This window comes from Polynucleobacter sphagniphilus (genome assembly GCF_001953355.1).
Lineage (GTDB): Bacteria > Pseudomonadota > Gammaproteobacteria > Burkholderiales > Burkholderiaceae > Polynucleobacter > Polynucleobacter sphagniphilus.
On the sequence record NZ_MPIY01000007.1, the window covers coordinates 1 to 17,241 of the forward strand.

Below are 17,241 nucleotides of genomic sequence, written 5' to 3' on the forward strand. Positions count from 1 at the left end.
TTGTAGACGCTCCCATGTTCTGAAGAACCAAAAAACAATACAAANAANAANNTTTGGATACAGCCAAAATAAAAACCAGTCAATGCCGTCATATACATCTTCTGCCCAGCTCATTAAGTCAAGACGATACAAAATAGGTCCAGCGAGATTGGTAAAAATAAACTCCTGAATACTTCCATAGAGTAGACCAAAAAACGAGGAGACTGTATTTAAAGTCATAAATTAGTGGGCTTCAGGGGTGCCAGTCTTTGGTAAAGTGGCAAAACAAAAGCCACGGCTTTTCAGATTCACAATGAGTGGCTCAAGCACTTCAGGAGCCCAAGGGTCCTTTCTTGACCAAATGCCTAAATGAGCCATGGTGATGTCGCCATCTTGTATTTCCCTACTTGCCTTTTCTAACAAGAGCGCATTGGGATAGGTTTTGGAATTTAATTCATCACCGAGAAAACCTGCTGAAGCCCAGGAGGTATTGTGATAGCCGCATTCGTTACCCATGTTAATTAAGCGAGGGGATGTTTTACCCCCTGGAGCGCGCCAGATTTTCTGAATAGGCTGCCCCGTCAACTGAATAAAGCGTTCATCCACTTTTCTAATCTGCCTACAAAATGTTGCCTCATTTTCAAGTACTGTCATGCCTGCTTTTGGACCAAACTGAGGTTTTATAAATACTTGATTTGATGGGCCATTTTTTACAAAATAATCATGATCGAATGTATGACTCCCAAAGTGATGCCCCTCTCGAACGCGCTCCTGCCAATAGGTTTTCCAGGAATCATCAAGGGCATAATCACCTCGGAATGTTTTTTCATTTGCCAAAAAAAAGGTGGCCCTCACTTTTTGGCGATTCAAAATATCGGCAACCGTTTGTGCAACGGACATATTGCCAGTATCAAATGTTAGGTATACCGTTTTAGAGCACCCTCCATTTTGAGATAAGGCGCTTGAACTCCAGCTTATAAATAAAATGCCCGTTGCGATGAGGAAAGCAATGTGTCTCCCAATCATATGCAACCTACTCCCATGAGGCTCGTGGATAAAAGAAGATGCCATGAGGAGAGCGCCCAACCGGTATGGTTGAGATTAATTTCATTGAAGGAATATCAATCACACCAACTTTTTTGGCAAAACGAAATGTTACCCACATCGTTTTTCCATCCGGAGTAATTTCCATGTCATCGGGCCCGGCAGGAAGGCCTGTGATCTCAGCTTCTTTTTGAAGTGTTTGCATATTAATTAAGCTAATCGTCGATGCTATACGATTACCAACAAAGACATGTTTTTTATCTCCAAGTGGTCGAAAGTTATGGGCTCCTTTGCCAGTAAAAATTCGCTTTACTTCCTTTTGATTTTTCCAATCAATCACTTGGACATTGTCTTCGCCAGTAATACCGATGAGCAAATACTGATCGCCTGGAGTCATCCATAGACCGGCAGGTACATGGCCCGTTGGGATTTTCCAGACAACAGTTTGGGTCTCTAGATCAATTGCAGCCAATTCACTAGAATCCTGAAGTGTGACAAAGCCAAGTTTGCTGTCGGAAGTAAATGCAATGTGACTAGGAGTCTTTTTGAGTTTGATGGATTTAGCCAACTTCAAGCTGGTTCCATCAGCAGCATAAATATCTACACGATTGAGACGATTGCCGTTTGCTACAAACCACTTGTGATTTGGTGAATAGCCAACCTGATATGGATCGATAATATTTGGTATACGCCCAGTCAGTTCGCCGCTTACAGGGTTCATTAAAACAACATCATTACCTGCAGCATTGGCTATCAGCAATGTTTTCTGATCTGGGGTCATCATCAAATGATGGGGTTCTTTACCAACGGGGATTGTTTTAACCACTTCCCGGCTTGGCATATCGATCAAGCTAACACTGGCATCCCCTGAATTGAGTACTACAGCAACTTTTGGCTCAATCGTCGAGCTCATTGGTGCCTGTGCATGAACAATCGCAACGCCAATTAAGGGTGCCACTAATGCGATCAAAAAATTACTAAAAATGCGCTTCATTTGGGAAATCGTATACATACGCATATTGTAAGCATTAAAGGCATAAAACAGCCCTGTTCTATGCCATTGTTTGATCTAGCGCAAGCTTGATAAAACCTTTTCAAGACGCTTTACAGACATAGGGCTTGGGGTTTTAAGCTCCTGGGCATAGAGCGCAACCCTTAATTCCTCCAATTGCCAGCGAAAATCTTGCAAAGCTGGATCCTCACCAACAGCATAGGATCCAGCTCCTTTTAAACCCTGTATAAGCTTTTGCCAAGGCCGAGCAACCGATTCCCAATCCCTTTGGCACTGGGCATCACGAGGCGGATTTAAACGCATTTTATCAATCCGCATGGCGATTGCCTTCAGATATCTGGGCAAATGCACTAATTGAGCATATGGGATATCTAACACAAATTTGGGGAAGATAAGACCAGCAATTTGACCCTGAATATCTACATGGGCACTTGGAGAGACTGCCTTAGCTTGCGCTAATTTCTTCTGCAAATCTGCATAAGCCTGTAATGCAGATAGTGAGTGCCTTGCAATTTCTTGGGCGATTAATGCGAGCCTTGGTTTGCCGGCCTGCATGCGCTCCGTAAATTGCGCTGCGTTGATTGGCAAGGGGTCAATCATGAAGGCGCGCTCTATAGCGAGATTCAATATTTGCTCGGTTAGATCATCAATGGCGCCAATATGGATGAAGAGCAAGCCAATGTCACGAATTCCAGGTAACTGCTTTTGCAAAGATTTCAGAGTTTCTCGATTGGCTAAGCTAAATAATTTCCTTATTCCCTGCCAATGAAATTTACGAGCCTCTTGTATATCATCGAAAACCTCTAAATCACAATACTCTCCACGGTCAACAAGCGCCGGATAACCGAACAAAGTTTTGGATCCTTTTTGAATTTCAAGAGTCTCTGGTAGCCCTCCAAATTCCCATGTTCGGTAGCCCCCCTGCTCAACTTGCCTGATGGCTGCCGAGCTGGATTTGCTTGATTGAGCAACATTGGACGACGGTGATCTTATCCCTAACTCAGTTTCAACAACATCCTGAGCTATTGCTTGAAAAGCATGACGGGCACTTTCACTATACTGAGCACGAAGGCGTGCAATATTTCGCTCAACATCCAGTTGACGACCATGCTCATCAATTAATCTAAAGTTCATTGATGTATGTGCCGGAAGAGACTCCATCCTGAAATCAGTGCGCTTAATTTCCAGCCCGCGCTCTTTGCGAATATCGCTTATCAAGCTATCTAAATAATCACCCACTCCAAATCGATTCGATTCTAAAGAGCGCTCTAAAAATGACTTTGCATAATCTGGCAATGGAACGCAGTGACGACGTAATTTTTGTGGCAAGGACTTTAGGAGCAATAACGTTTTTTCTTCACACATCCCCGGCACCAGCCATTCGCATCTGCGGCCATCCACCTGATTAAGAGAGCTTAAGGGTACGACCAAGGTGACGCCGTCTTTTGGACTGCCAGGTTCAAAGTGATACGTCAATGCCAAATCCATGCCACCTACATTCATTTTTTTAGGATAGCGATCAATCGTGATGCCTGCTGCCTCATGCCGCATCAAATCATTTTTAGATAGTCGTAAAAGCTGATCAAGGTTGGTTGATTCATCGCCCTGTTTTTTTCTTAAGTACTCTTGTAAGTCTTTACGATTAAGAATCTCCTGGGGAAGGCGTGCGTTATAAAAGACATAGAGCAATTCATCGTCGACCAGAACATCCGGGCGTCGAGAACGGTGTTCCAAAGCTTCAATCTCTTTAGCTAGACGTCGGTTATGCCAGAAGAAATCAAATTCAGGATATTTCTTACGAGCATCAGATTCAGTTTCGCGAGCAAGTCCAGGGCTATCCATGCGCCCAAATAGTTCTTGTTGGACGAGCGCTTGTCTTATAAATAACTCTCTGGCCAACTTGGGGTCATATTTTTCATATCGAACTTTGCGACCGTGATAAATCGGCAATCCATACAAGGTAGCCCGCTCAAATGCCATGACCTCACCTTGGCGATTATCCCAAAAGGGGTCACTCAAAGATTTAATTAAGCGGTGTCCTGCTACTCGTTCAATCCATTGGGGTTCAATTTTTGCAATGGTCCGAGCATACATCCGATTGGTTTCCTGCAATTCCCCGGCCATAATCCAGGCGCCAGCCTTTTTACCCAAGGTTGAGCCTGGCCAAATAAATGGACGAATTCCACGTGCTCCAATATAGTTACCTGTTTTACTTCCTCGCTCTTGGGATTTTTCATCCTCTTCTTTTTTTGCTACATAGCCAAGTAAGCCAGTAAGCAAGGAGATATGAACTTGCTCATAAGTGGCTGGTAATTGATTTTCTTTCCACCCCTTCTCTCCAAGCATTGCGTGCAATTGACCATGAATATCGCGCCACTCACGCATGCGGCGAGGCGAAAGAAATTTACTTCTGCACAAAGATTCGAGTTGACGATTGCTATTCTTATGCTTTAAAGCATCTTGATACCAATCCCAGAGTTTAATAAAACTGAGAAATTCAGAGCGCTCATCGGCAAATTGTAAGTGAGCTTGATCGGCTGCCCCCGCTTGATCGATTGGTCTTTCTCGTGGATCCTGGGTCGCCAATGCCGAAGCAATGATGACAACCTCCCTCAAAGCATTGTTCTCTCTAGCAGCTAAAAGCATTCTGCCGATACGCGGATCCAGAGGCAAATCCGCCAACTGCCTACCAATTGCTGATAATGTAAATTGGCCGGATGAATCAGAGGCATCCTCCAGCTTGCTATTTTCAAAATCGATTGCCCCTAATTCGTCCAGGAGTTGAACGCCGTCCGTAATTGCCCTGCCTAATGGTTTGTCAATAAACGGAAAATCTTGAACTCTCGCTAACTTAAGAGAGGTCATTCTCAATATCACCGCTGCAAGCGAACTTCGCAGAATTTCTGGGTCAGTGAACTTAGGGCGTGCCAAATAATCTTGTTCGCTATACAGGCGTATACAAATACCATCCGATACACGACCACATCGACCAGCCCTTTGGTTGGCTGCAGCCTGAGAAATTGGCTCCACTTGAAGTTGCTCTACCTTATTACGATAAGAGTAGCGCTTTACCCTTGCAAGTCCGCTATCAATCACATAACGAATATTTGGTACGGTCAATGATGTTTCTGCAACATTGGTTGTCAATATGATGCGACGACCATTTCCTGGGGTAAAAACACGCTCTTGCTCAGCAACCGACTGACGGGCAAAAAGACTTAATATTTCTGGATGAAAGCGTTGTTGCAAAACATGATCTTTACGTAATGCTTCGGCACAATCCCTTATCTCACGCTCTCCAGGCAAAAAGACTAAAACATCGCCAGAGCCGCTGGCTCCTTCACCCCAAATTTTTGCGATTGCATTAGTGACACACTCCGGTATTTCTTTAGCCTCTTTGGCAAATTTTTTATCCTCCAGCTTAGAGTCGGGCTCCAAAGGTTCATAGCGTTGCTCAACGGGAAATAGCCGTCCACTGACTTCGATTACTGGCGCAAGCTTGCCATTTACTGAAAAATGCTCAGAAAATCTCTTAGCATCTATTGTTGCTGAAGTGATGATTAATTTAAGATCAGGCCTCTTTGGTAATAACTGACTTANANAGNTAACCCAATAAGAAATCAATATTTAAACTTCGTTCATGTGCCTCATCAATGATTAGGGTGTCATAGGAGCGCAGATAGGAGTCTCTTTGCGTTTCCGCAAGCAAGATGCCATCGGTCATCAACTTTATCGATGCGCTCTGACTGGTTTTATCTGAAAATCGAACCTGATAACCAACATCCACCCCAATAGGGCTTCCAAGCTCTTGAGCAATCCTTTTTGCTGTAGTGGTTGCGGCTATGCGGCGAGGTTGGGTATGGCCTATTAACTTCCCACCATTTACAGTACCCCTGCCTAAATCTAGACAAATTTTAGGTAATTGAGTCGTTTTGCCTGAACCAGTTTCACCGCAAATGATTACCACTTGATGGTTTGTAAGCGCATCTTGAATGATTTGACGCTGACCAGAGACAGGCAACTCCTCTGGAAAGCGAATAGACAAGCTGCGTGAGGTGTTGGATGGAGGCACGATAACTGGCATCGCATCGGGTTTTTGTTGGTTTATAGGCTTATGCACCCTATAATTTTCTCACTATGCCTACAAACGCGCCAAACACACCAGACAATAGCCCCGAATCGAGCTCAAACTTCCCGTTTGTGGGTTGGTTGCGCGATGTTGCCCCATATATACATAGTTTTCGGGAAAAGACCTTTGTCATTGCATTTGCAGGCGAATTGGCCCAAGAGATTGGATTGGAAAATCTGATTGAAGATATTGCCATGCTCCATGCGATGGGGATGCGCATCGTCTTAGTTCATGGAATCCGCCCGCAAATTGAAGAACAGCTCATGCTGAGGAATATTACAAGCAAGTTTGGCAAAAGTGCCCTTCATAGCTATCGAATTACTGATGCTGCTGCTCTAGAGTGTGTTAAGGAGGCCGCTGGCGAACTTCGCCTCGATATTGAGGCGGCATTTAGTCGCGGCTTACCAAACACCCCTATGGCCGGTTCTCGTATATCAGTTATCTCAGGCAATTTCATTACAGCCATGCCAGTTGGCGTAGTAGAGGGGGTTGATTACATCCATACCGGCTTGGTTAGAAAAGTGGACTCGACCTCAATTAAGCTTTCACTAGATAGCAACAAAATCGTCTTGTTATCCCCTTTGGGCTTCTCCCCTACTGGACAAGCCTTTAATCTGGCATATGAAGATGTTGCTGCATCTGCTGCTGCTGCTTTAAAAGCCGATAAATTGATTTTTCTAAGTCCCTATAGCGGCCTTAAAGATGATGAAGGCAATTACATTACCGAGCTTTCTTTACCGCAGCTGCAAGAATATATTTCTGCGCACAAAGATATTGACTTTGGTATGAAGAGCTTACTCAATATATCCAGCCGTGCCATCCGCGCCGGGGTGAGTCGTGTCCACTTCTTGCCAGCAAATCAAGATGGTGCACTGCTCGAAGAATTGTTTACTCATGATGGTATTGGCATGATGTTGGCCTCATCTGATATTGAAAATCTGCGTGAAGCCAATCAAGATGACGTTGGCGGTATTTTGCAGCTAACGATGCCTCTAGAGGAAGAGGGAATTTTGGCGGCACGCGGGCAAGACGTTATTGAGCGTGATATTCACCGCTTTTCTGTCATTGAACATGATCGGGTTTTATTCGGTTGTGCAGCTCTTTTTCCATTCCCCAATGGGGTTGGTGAACTTGCATGCCTCGCCGTTGATCCAGATGTTCAAGGTTCAGGAGATGGAGAGCGCTTATTAAAGCGCATTGAAATGAGGGCCAAACAAGAGGGTATTAAGAGCCTCTTTGTTCTCACAACCCGAACCGAGCATTGGTTTTTAAAGCGTGGCTTTAAACGTGCATCAGTGGATGATTTGCCAGAAGAAAGAAAACAGATTTATAACTGGGATCGTAAATCAATGGTTCTTACAAAAGACCTATAAAATCTCAAGGTTCCCACTAATAAATTAGGCAATTTGAAAGGCTTTCAAAAATGGCACGCACAGTTCAATGCATCAAACTCAATAAAGAGGGCGAAGGATTAGATTTTGCTCCTTTGCCTGGCGAGTTAGGCAAGAAAATCTGGAATCAGGTATCCAAGGAGGCTTGGGCCGGCTGGTTAAAACACCAAACAATGCTTATCAATGAAAACCGACTCAATATGGCCGACCCTCGTGCGCGTCAATATTTGTTAAAGCAAGTGGAAAAGTATTTTTTTTGAAGGCGGCGCAGACATGGCGCAAGGTTACGTACCGCCAACAGAACTTCCAGATTGATCAATGCCTTAAAAAGTCAGGCGGCTAACGCCTGACTCATTGCTGACAAGTAATATATCAGCCTTTTCTTTAGCAAATAATCCCACAGTAATGACCCCAGCAATCTGATTAATTTCAGATTCAAGCTTGAGTGGGTTGGTGATTTTCAATCCGGAGATATCCAATATCCAGCCACCATTATCGGTAACGAACGGTGCGCTTGGGGTTTGATCTAAATCTTCGCGAGTTGCTTTTGCAAGTCGCAAACTGACAGTTCCACCTAATTTTTCTAATTCGCGCTGAACCGCCCCTTTTGCAAGTGGAATAACTTCAACAGGCAAGGCAAAGCCTCCAAGCGACTCAACTTGTTTAGAAGAATCACAGATGCAAATAAATTGCTGAGCCATTGAAGCAATAATCTTTTCACGTGTCAGGGCGCCACCTCCACCCTTAATCATGTTTCCGCTGCCGTCAATTTCATCGGCACCATCAACATATGCCGGTAAGGTTGATACCTCATTTGGATCAAGTACCTTGAAGCCATGTTTTAAAAGTCGTCCAGTAGTGGCATTGGAGCTAGAAACTGTTCCAGCAAAGTGATCCTTGTAGGGGGCCAAAGCATCAATAAAGCAGTTGGCTGTTGAACCAGTTCCAATGCCTAGGATTTGACCCCTTGGGAGACGTAGTACTTCCTCGCAAGCCGCCTGCCCTACCAGCAACTTGAGCTGATCCTGATTCATATTTTTTCCCAGTACATTTCCAAAAGAATTCGGCTTAGATTAACTATCATATGATATTGCAAGATACATCACTTTTAGAGCAATTCAATAGATATGACTAATAGCGCACTGAGCCAATTAAAAGCCTTCACAACCGTTGTTGCCGATACTGGTGACTTTGAACGAATGGAGGCCTACAAGCCTCAAGATGCAACCACAAACCCCTCTTTGATATTGAAGGCGGTCCTGCAGGCAAACTATCAAAATTTAGTTTTAAGAGTCAAAAGGGAGCACTCTGGATTTAGCCCTGTTGATCTGGTAGACCATATTTTAGTAGCCTTTGGAATGGAAATCCTCAACATCGTACCCGGACGCGTCTCCACTGAGGTAGATGCCCGCCTATCATTTGACACCAAAGCTACAGTTAAAAAAGCAAAACATCTCATTAGCCTTTACGAAGCCAATGGAATTGATCGAAAACGTGTACTCATTAAACTTGCCGGCACCTGGGAAGGTATACAAGCCGCAAAAGAACTTGAAATATCGGGTATTCATTGCAATATGACGCTGCTCTTTTCACTCGTACAGGCTGCAGCTTGTGGGGCCGTTAATGCAAAACTAATCTCTCCGTTTGTTGGGCGTATTACCGATTGGCATAAATCTAAATTAGGAAGCAATTGGAGTGATGTCAACAATGGCGGGGCCAATGATCCTGGAGTAATTTCGGTTAAAAATATTTTTCATTACTACAAGCACTTTGGTATTCAAACTGAAATTATGGGGGCGAGTTTTCGAAATACCAGTCAAATCCTGGAATTGGCGGGCTGCGATTTACTCACAATCAGTCCGGAGCTTTTGGAAGAGCTATCTGCAAGTGATCAAACAGTTTTAAGAAAGTTGGATGCAAATAAATCAATTAGCAATTTAATCCCCCTTCAGTTGGATGAATCTTCCTTTCGACTACAGTTAAATAATGATGCAATGGCAACAGAAAAATTAGCGGAAGGAATCCGTAATTTTTGTGTTGATACAGAAAAACTAAAAGCTTTTCTAGGGCAATAAAAAAGGGCAACAGCCCTCTTTTAATGCATTGCATCAGACTGACTTAGTTGAAGGAAATTATGTGCAGATCACTTTGCTGGCTTTGCTAAACGCTGCCTTAATGCCTCATACAAGCAAACGCCGCTTGCTACTGAAACATTTAAGCTGGAGACCACGCCTTGCATCGGTATGTGGACAAGCTCATCACAGGTTTCTTTAGTCAAGCGACGCATACCCTCACCTTCCGCACCCATCACGATGGCAATTGAACCCGTCAGGTCAATGTCGTAAATGGATTTCTCAGCCTCATCATCTGTGCCGATAATCCACACACCCGACTCTTGCATCTCTTTCATGCTGCGAACCAGATTGGTCACTGTGATAACTGGCATCACTTCAGAGGCGCCGCTAGATACTTTACTCACTGTAGCATTGATTGAAGCTGAACGGTCTTTGGGGATCACTACCGCGTTCACACCAGCACCATCGGCAACTCTTAAACAGGCGCCAAAGTTATGGGGATCGGTTACACCATCCAAAATAAGGAATAAAGGCTTTTCCTTTGCACCTTCCACATCCTCAATTACCTCGGTAATAGTGCGCGCAATAGTCATTTTTTCTGCCAAAGCGACAACACCCTGATGACGATCATGACCGGCTAACTTATGCAGTCTTTCGGCATCTGCAGCATGAAGTCTTTCCCCTAAAGTTTCTTCCGCCTGCTTTAAAAAATCTCCCATACGCCTGTCACGGCGGCTCGGATCAAAATACACCGATTTAAGACTTTCGGGATCAACACGTAAGCGCGCTTGAACTGCATGAAATCCTACCAATATTTGCTTCATTAATTTCCCATCGCCAATCTATAGTTACTTACGTCTTGCTTTTGTATTGCGAACTGGTGGTTTAGAACCGGCTGGCTTTCCCGGAGTTCTACTTGGGCTAATCAACTTGCCACCTGCTTTATTTGTTTTTTTACCTAGCCCGAGCTTTCGATTGGGTCGCACCTAAATTACCTGCTGACTTAGCGGCATTTACATTGACGCCGCCATGTTTTTGAGGTTCTTTGTTGGTTACTCGGCCTTTTTTTGGTATTTGCTTTTTATTAGACCGAGCGGGGTCACTAGCAAGAATAAGCTGTCGTCTTCCCGCGCTACTCCCCGGCTCAGCACCTACCGACTTGACTAAACTAAATTCAATTTTTCGGGCATCTAGATCGACGCGACTGACCAAGACATGAACTCGATCACCCAAGCGATAACGAATGCCGGTGCGCTCACCACGAAGCTCTTGGCGGGCTTCATCATATTGAAAATAATCACCGCCTAATTCAGTAACGTGAATCATTCCTTCTACAAAAAGATTCTCTAGCTGCACAAATAAACCGAATGTTGCTACACCAGTGACAGTACCAGAATATTCTTGACCAAGATGATCGCGCATGTAATAGCATTTAAGCCAAGCTTCTACATCGCGCGATGCTTCATCCGCCCTACGTTCATTGGATGAGCAGTGGACACCAAGTTGACCCCAAATCGGCAATGAAGCATTTGCCCCTTTTGGTAAACGAACCCCTTTTGCAGCGGCCTCTTTGCGGTCAGTATGTGATTTTTTGGCATTCACAGCATTTTCTCGCCCCTTACCTTTGCGAGGTAAAGTCAGATTCAGTGGCACCTTGGGAGGTAAAACTGGCACATAGGGCTTTTTTTGCAGAATGGATTTAATGACGCGATGGGTAAGCAAGTCAGGATAGCGTCTTATAGGGCTAGTGAAATGAGAGTAAGCGGGATAGGCTAAACCAAAGTGCCCCTCATTGTCTGGCTGATACATTGCCTGCTGCATTGCCCGTAGGACAACAGACTGAAGCATATTTGCATCAGGCCTATCCTTAATTTCACGCATTAATTTTGCAAAATCTCTAGGTTTAGGCTTGTCACCACCATCAAGGGATAGTCCGGATGTACGTAGAACTTGACGCAATGTGACTAATTTTTCATCAGAGGGTTCACCATGAACACGATAAAGGCTGAGATGCTTATTCTTGGCAATAAAATCCGCAGCGCAAACGTTTGCAGTAAGCATGCATTCTTCGATAAGACGATGCGCTTCATTACGAATGCGTGGTTCGATTCTTAAGATCTTACCGAGCTCATTGCTAATGATTTGCGTTTCAGTAGTCTCAAACTCAATTGCGCCACGTTTTTGACGGGCCTCAAGTAAGATTTTATACAGGGAAAATAAGTTTGTGAGTAGCGGTCTAAATTCTGCAAAACGGGCCGCCTCAGGACCCTTGCTGTTTGAAAGAATCTCCCAAACAGTGTCATACGTAAAGCGCTGGGCAGAATGCATCACTGCTGGATAAAATTGATAAGCTAGAACCACTCCATTGCCATCAACCACTGAGTCACAAACCATGCAGAGACGATCCACCCCAGGATTTAAAGAGCAAAGCCCATTGGAGATTTTTTCAGGCAGCATGGGGATCACACGCCTTGGAAAATAAACTGAGGTAGCTCGCAGTAAGCCTTCGTCATCGAGGGGGTGTCCAGGCTTAACGTAATGAGACACATCAGCAATCGCAACAATTAAACGCCATGCTTTTGATTTTCCATACGTGACTGGCTCGCAATATACGGCGTCATCAAAATCTCGTGCATCTGCACCGTCAATAGTAACGAGCGGTACGTCTCGCAAATCTACTCGACCTTCTAAATCAGATTGCTGCACAGTGTCCGGAAGTGCATTAGCCTCCTTCATGGCAGCTGGAGAAAAGATGTGTGGAACGCCATATTTACGTACGGCAATTTCAATTTCCATGCCGGGATCATCAATTTCACCAAGCACTTCGACTACACGTCCCACTGCTTGACGATAGCTGTCTGGATAGTCAATGATTTCAGCACTAACAACCTGACCCAGTTTTGCGTTACCTTGCGCTTTGGGCGGTATCAAAATGTCATGGCCAATGCGTTTGTCTTCTGGCGCAACAATCAATACACCATTTTCATTCAGCAAACGACCAATTACCACCTTGTTGGCATGAATGATCACATCCACAATCTGACCTTCAGGCCTGCCACGCCTATCAGTACCCAATACCCTTACATTTACTTTGTCGCCATGCATGACTCGAGACATTTCCTTTTCTGAAAGGAAGATATCCTCACCGCCGTCATCCGGAATGACAAATCCAAATCCATCTCGGTGGCCTTGAACTGTTCCTAAACGGTCAGCCTCACGAGGTACCAAACTTTTTGCTTTACGCATTTAATTCCTTCGGCAATACATGCCTTATATCCATATTTTTGTTATTCACTAAGGCTACTGTATCAAACCGTTGAGTCTGAAGGGAAAAAGCCGAATTGAGGGTATAAAAAAGAGATCGGAACGCCCCACCCCTTATAATGATGGAATGCCCAGATGGCGAAATTGGTAGACGCACCAGCTTCAGGTGCTGGCGATCGAAAGGTTGTGGAGGTTCGAGTCCTCTTCTGGGCACCAAATTACTGCTTTTAGAACCGCAATGATCATTTTATAGATTTGCAGGGGCTAAATCAAACCAATACGAAGTTATTCCATTACAAATCCATCATTCTATGTAGGATTTTCGACTTCATTTCCTCCCATAGACCCTGAAAATCCTCCAACTTGTCATGGGACAGAGAAATTGGCTCAAATAAACCGTTAAAAAAAATAGTCTTCTTAGGGGCCAGAGCCTTATCAAACTCACTTAAAACAATAGGCTTTTCATCTAGATCAAGGGTTAATTCGGCAGAACAAACAATAGCCTCTGGATCGTCCTTATCAATAACGGCATACTCAATTAACCGTTGCTTGTTATCTAAAATAACCAGCGTACCCCGAGCGTAGCAAATGGCATCATGATCCTGAACTATATAAGCTAAAAATGCATTTTGATCCTGCTCATCTAGAGGCAAATCATCTATAAAGAATAAATACTGATCGCCTTGCGCATTAACCAAGGAAAAGACCTTGGGAATGACACCATGGGCTAGAGCCAAGTTTCGATAATAAATGCCGATTTCTACGGCAAGATTTTCAGCAAATAGATGCATACGAATAAATAAAGGTAACTATTAAGGTTATTGCAGTAATTGCAGTTTGAGGAATTCCATTGTGCGATGCCACGCTAAAACAGCGGCTGCCTTGTCATACTTTAAGAAGGAAAGGTTTTTAGAATCAGCCTCCTCATTGGCAAAAGCATGCTTTGCATCATAGCGATAAAAGTTGAAATTTACCCTCGCCTCTTTTAGCTTGGCTTCAAGAAGGTCCACGTCTTTGATTGGAAATGCATCATCATGCAAAGCCCAATGACCCATCATTGGGGTATTGATCTTAGATGCATCAACATACTCTAGTGGCGGGCATCCGTACCAAACTACTGTGGCATCTAATTCAGGAACATTACACGAAGATAAAACAGTGAGCGCTCCACCCATACAAAATCCAGTGACTGCCACCTTTTGACTTCCTGTAGCCTTTAGGTACTGAACAGCACCCCGAATATCTTGCCCGGCAGCATCAGCAAAATTCAATTCATTCATCAAGTGTTCGGCCTCATGCGCATCCAGGGCAGATTTACCCCTATACAGATCAGGCACCAAAGCTCTATAGCCCGCACTAGCCAAAGTATCTGCAACGCCTTTAATTTGATCATTAAGACCCCACCACTCTTGAATGACAACGATGCCAGGCGCGTTTGCACGATCCTTTGGTTCTGCTAGATAAGCATTTACAGGCAGCCCATCAGGCCTTTCAAATTGAATCATGTATAGCCTCTTTTTTTGATTATTTAATTCATTTAATTTTTAATATAGTAACCGTAAACGCAGCGATTACCTGACCTAGATGGATCATGGGTATCTTGAATAACACCATCTATCACAGCCGTAAGATGTTTAGATACCCTCACAATCAAGATACCTTTTGGTAACTCATCTGGCCTCAAGTGAACACGACACCCACCGCCAATTTTCATGGTCGGCACCCACATAAATCCTTGTGCAAGAATATAGTCGTGAAACACATTGCGGTGATTGCCATTGCGAGGAGTTGCTCCAGTCGCGCTTAATCGTTTTGCCAGTCGGTCATTGCGATTTTGAGCATATTGCTCATTGGCCTGACGAAGGTCTTCATACACCCGCAAATATGGCAGCTTAGTAGCAATAGCGATAGATCGAACCACACAATCTCCAGCCCCACCACTAAAACCCGCCTCCAGGCGGCCACCATCATTTAATTGGAAGCCAAATGTAGAGCAACTTTTTGAGAAGGGATTAAAGAATGAGAACATGTAAGATGCATTGAATAAATAAAAATGGACTTGCCTCTCGACAAATCCACCTTTATTGCAAATGCTAGCTATGTAATTTAATTTGCGTTTGCTTGTTTGACTACCTGACGCCATTCATGCAACAAGGGCTCTGTATAGCCATTGGGTTGCTCAAGGCCTTTGAATATTAAATCGCTAGCCGCTTTATACGCATAGGAATCCTGGTAATTAGGCATCATTGACCTGTATAAAGCATCACCAGCATTCTGCCCATCTACCACCTTAGCCATACGCTGCAGAGTCTCATTTACCTGAGCTTCGGTAACAATGCCATGAAGTAACCAGTTTGCAATATGTTGACTCGAAATTCGTAAAGTTGCGCGATCTTCCATAAGTCCAATATTGTGAATATCTGGCACCTTAGAACATCCAACACCTTGATCGATCCAACGAACCACATACCCAAGAATACCTTGGCAATTGTTGTCCAACTCTTGTTGAATTTCTTCTTTGGACCAGTTTGGTTTCTCTACAACAGGAATAGTTAATAGCTCATCCAGCAAAGATTCTGCTTGTGCAGCCGTATCCAACTTCTCCATTTCTTTTTGAATCTCAGCAACATTGACTTGATGGTAATGCAAGGCATGTAAGGTTGCTGCGGTGGGCGATGGAACCCATGCAGTGTTTGCGCCAGCCTTAGGATGAACAATTTTTTGCTCCACCATAGCCTTCATTAAATCAGGCATAGCCCACATACCCTTACCAATTTGCGCCCGACCACGTAAACCGCAATCAAGACCGGCCAATACATTACGGCGCTCATAGGCAGATAACCATTTACTGGTCTTCATATCACCCTTACGCATCATTGGGCCAGCATGCATGGAGGTGTGCATTTCATCACCGGTACGATCTAGAAAGCCAGTATTGATGAATGCCACACGTGCACCAGCCGCAGCAATAGCCGCCTTGATGTTGGCACTCATACGTCGCTCTTCATCCATAATCCCCAACTTCACAGTGTCAGCTGGAAGCCCAAGCAACCGTTCAACACGAGCAAATAGCTCAGCTGCAAACGCAACCTCTTCAGGACTATGCATTTTTGGCTTCACAATGTACACGGAGCCCTTGCGAGTATTACCAATCTGTTGTGCAGCAGGTCGATTAATGTCATGCAGGGCAATTAATACGGTAACTACCGCATCAAGGATGCCTTCATAAATTTCTTTATCGCCTTCAGTCAAGATGGCGGGGTTGGTCATTAAATGGCCAACGTTACGAAGAAATAATAGTGAGCGCCCGTGTAAGGTCACCACACCATCTTTTGCAGCAACGGCGCCAATGCCAGCTTTGTATTGGCGATCTGGATTGAGGGTCCGAGTGAAGGTCTTTCCACCCTTATTTACCTCTTCAACCAAAGTCCCCTTGAGAATGCCAAGCCAATTTTCATAGGCCAATACCTTGTCATCAGCATCCACGGCCGCAATAGAATCTTCCAAATCTAAAATGGTCGAAAGTGCAGCCTCAAGAACAACATCATTTACTCCAGCGGGATCGGTTGCGCCAATGGTTTTAGATTTATCAATCTCAATATCAATATGAATACCGTTGTTGCGCAAGAGAATAGATGAGGGAGCATCTGCATTGCCTTGATAGCCTACGAATTGTTTTTCATCAGCAAGACCAGTAGAGCTACCATCCTTTAATTGAACTGCCAATTTATTACCATCAACCGTGTACGCTACTGAATCACGATGCGATCCTTTGGCTAATGGCGCTGCTTGGTCTAAAAAATTACGTGCATATGCAACGACTTTTGCGCCACGAATCGGGTTGTAAGTACCAGCTTTGGTGGCACCATCATCCTCAGAAATAACATCTGTGCCATAAAGGGCATCATACAAAGAGCCCCAGCGTGCATTAGCCGCATTCAATGCATAGCGTGCATTTAATACCGGCACAACTAACTGTGGTCCAGCTTGGAGAGCTAACTCATCATCCACATTTTTGGTGTCTGCCACCACCTTTCCTGGGACCTCATCGAGGTAATCAATTTCTTTCAGAAATTGACGATAAGCAGGCATGTCTGTAATGGGACCAGGATTACTTTTGTGCCATTGATCGAGCTCAGCCTGTATGCGATCACGCTTAAGCAGTAACGCTTCATTCTTAGGGCTTAAATCCTTAACAATCGCATCAAATCCTTTCCAGAAATCAGCACTTTTAATGCCGGTACCCGGGAGGACCTTATCTTCAATGAAGCGATAAAGAGGAGTTGCTACTTGGAGACCATTACAGGTTGTGCGTGCAGTCATTTTGTAAGCCTTTGATTCCATTGA

Annotated in this window: 11 protein-coding genes, 1 tRNA gene and 2 pseudogenes; 4 read left to right on the top strand and 10 right to left on the bottom strand. The window is 44.3% G+C overall.

Going from position 1 to position 17,241, the window contains the following annotated elements:
* Positions 1 to 222 precede the first annotated feature (222 nt).
* The 3 genes and pseudogenes from BOQ04_RS07180 to hrpA form a co-directional block, all read right to left on the bottom strand.
* The gene (locus tag BOQ04_RS07180; protein ID WP_198929307.1) at positions 223 to 1,050 is read right to left on the bottom strand and encodes a polysaccharide deacetylase family protein; all 828 of its coding nucleotides are present in this window, start codon (positions 1,048 to 1,050) and stop codon (positions 223 to 225) included.
* The gene (locus BOQ04_RS07185) at positions 1,013 to 2,017 is read right to left on the bottom strand and encodes a YVTN family beta-propeller repeat protein (RefSeq protein ID WP_425338955.1); all 1,005 of its coding nucleotides are present in this window, start codon (positions 2,015 to 2,017) and stop codon (positions 1,013 to 1,015) included. Before BOQ04_RS07185 ends, BOQ04_RS07180 begins: the two co-directional genes overlap by 38 nt.
* A 75-nt stretch (positions 2,018 to 2,092) precedes the next feature.
* Positions 2,093 to 6,119 (bottom strand): annotated as a pseudogene (gene hrpA, locus BOQ04_RS07190) (ATP-dependent RNA helicase HrpA).
* Between the two features lie 53 nt (positions 6,120 to 6,172).
* Between hrpA and argA the strand changes: the two are divergent.
* A complete protein-coding gene (gene argA / locus BOQ04_RS07195; protein WP_076024088.1) occupies positions 6,173 to 7,537 on the top strand; it encodes an amino-acid N-acetyltransferase in 1,365 nt (454 codons plus the stop codon).
* 50 nt (positions 7,538 to 7,587) lie between these two features.
* Positions 7,588 to 7,870 (top strand): annotated as a pseudogene (locus tag BOQ04_RS07200) (oxidative damage protection protein).
* 8 nt (positions 7,871 to 7,878) lie between these two features.
* On the opposite strand, the gene rpiA reads toward BOQ04_RS07200, so the two are convergent.
* The gene (gene rpiA, locus BOQ04_RS07205; protein ID WP_076024089.1) at positions 7,879 to 8,589 is read right to left on the bottom strand and encodes a ribose-5-phosphate isomerase RpiA; all 711 of its coding nucleotides are present in this window, start codon (positions 8,587 to 8,589) and stop codon (positions 7,879 to 7,881) included.
* A 93-nt stretch (positions 8,590 to 8,682) separates the two neighbouring features.
* Between rpiA and tal the strand changes: the two genes are divergently transcribed.
* Complete coding sequence (gene tal, locus BOQ04_RS07210) at positions 8,683 to 9,630, top strand: transaldolase (RefSeq protein ID WP_076024090.1); 948 nt, start codon at positions 8,683 to 8,685, stop codon at positions 9,628 to 9,630.
* A 68-nt stretch (positions 9,631 to 9,698) separates the two neighbouring features.
* On the opposite strand, the gene rlmB is transcribed toward tal, so the two are convergent.
* The gene (gene rlmB / locus BOQ04_RS07215) at positions 9,699 to 10,454 is read right to left on the bottom strand and encodes a 23S rRNA (guanosine(2251)-2'-O)-methyltransferase RlmB (protein WP_076024091.1); all 756 of its coding nucleotides are present in this window, start codon (positions 10,452 to 10,454) and stop codon (positions 9,699 to 9,701) included.
* Positions 10,455 to 10,584: 130 nt separating this feature from the next.
* A complete protein-coding gene (gene rnr, locus BOQ04_RS07220; protein ID WP_233126718.1) occupies positions 10,585 to 12,876 on the bottom strand; it encodes a ribonuclease R in 2,292 nt (763 codons plus the stop codon).
* Between the two features lie 147 nt (positions 12,877 to 13,023).
* Here rnr and BOQ04_RS07225 point away from each other — a divergent pair.
* Positions 13,024 to 13,110 (top strand) — tRNA-Leu (locus BOQ04_RS07225).
* A gap of 77 nt (positions 13,111 to 13,187) precedes the next feature.
* Here the strand turns inward: BOQ04_RS07225 and BOQ04_RS07230 are convergent.
* From BOQ04_RS07230 to BOQ04_RS07245, 4 genes are all read right to left on the bottom strand, one after another.
* Positions 13,188 to 13,685: a hypothetical protein gene (locus BOQ04_RS07230; RefSeq protein WP_076024092.1), complete on the bottom strand. Its 498-nt coding sequence runs from the start codon at positions 13,683 to 13,685 to the stop codon at positions 13,188 to 13,190.
* A 27-nt stretch (positions 13,686 to 13,712) separates the two neighbouring features.
* A complete protein-coding gene (locus BOQ04_RS07235) occupies positions 13,713 to 14,399 on the bottom strand; it encodes a dienelactone hydrolase family protein (RefSeq protein WP_076024093.1) in 687 nt (228 codons plus the stop codon).
* 32 nt (positions 14,400 to 14,431) lie between these two features.
* Entirely contained in the window at positions 14,432 to 14,923 is a 492-nt protein-coding gene (locus BOQ04_RS07240; protein ID WP_076024094.1) for a hypothetical protein, read from the bottom strand.
* Positions 14,924 to 15,000: 77 nt separating this feature from the next.
* Positions 15,001 to 17,217, bottom strand: a complete 2,217-nt coding sequence (locus BOQ04_RS07245) for a malate synthase G (protein WP_076024250.1) — start codon at positions 17,215 to 17,217, stop codon at positions 15,001 to 15,003.
* Between the last annotated feature and the right edge of the window lie 24 nt (positions 17,218 to 17,241).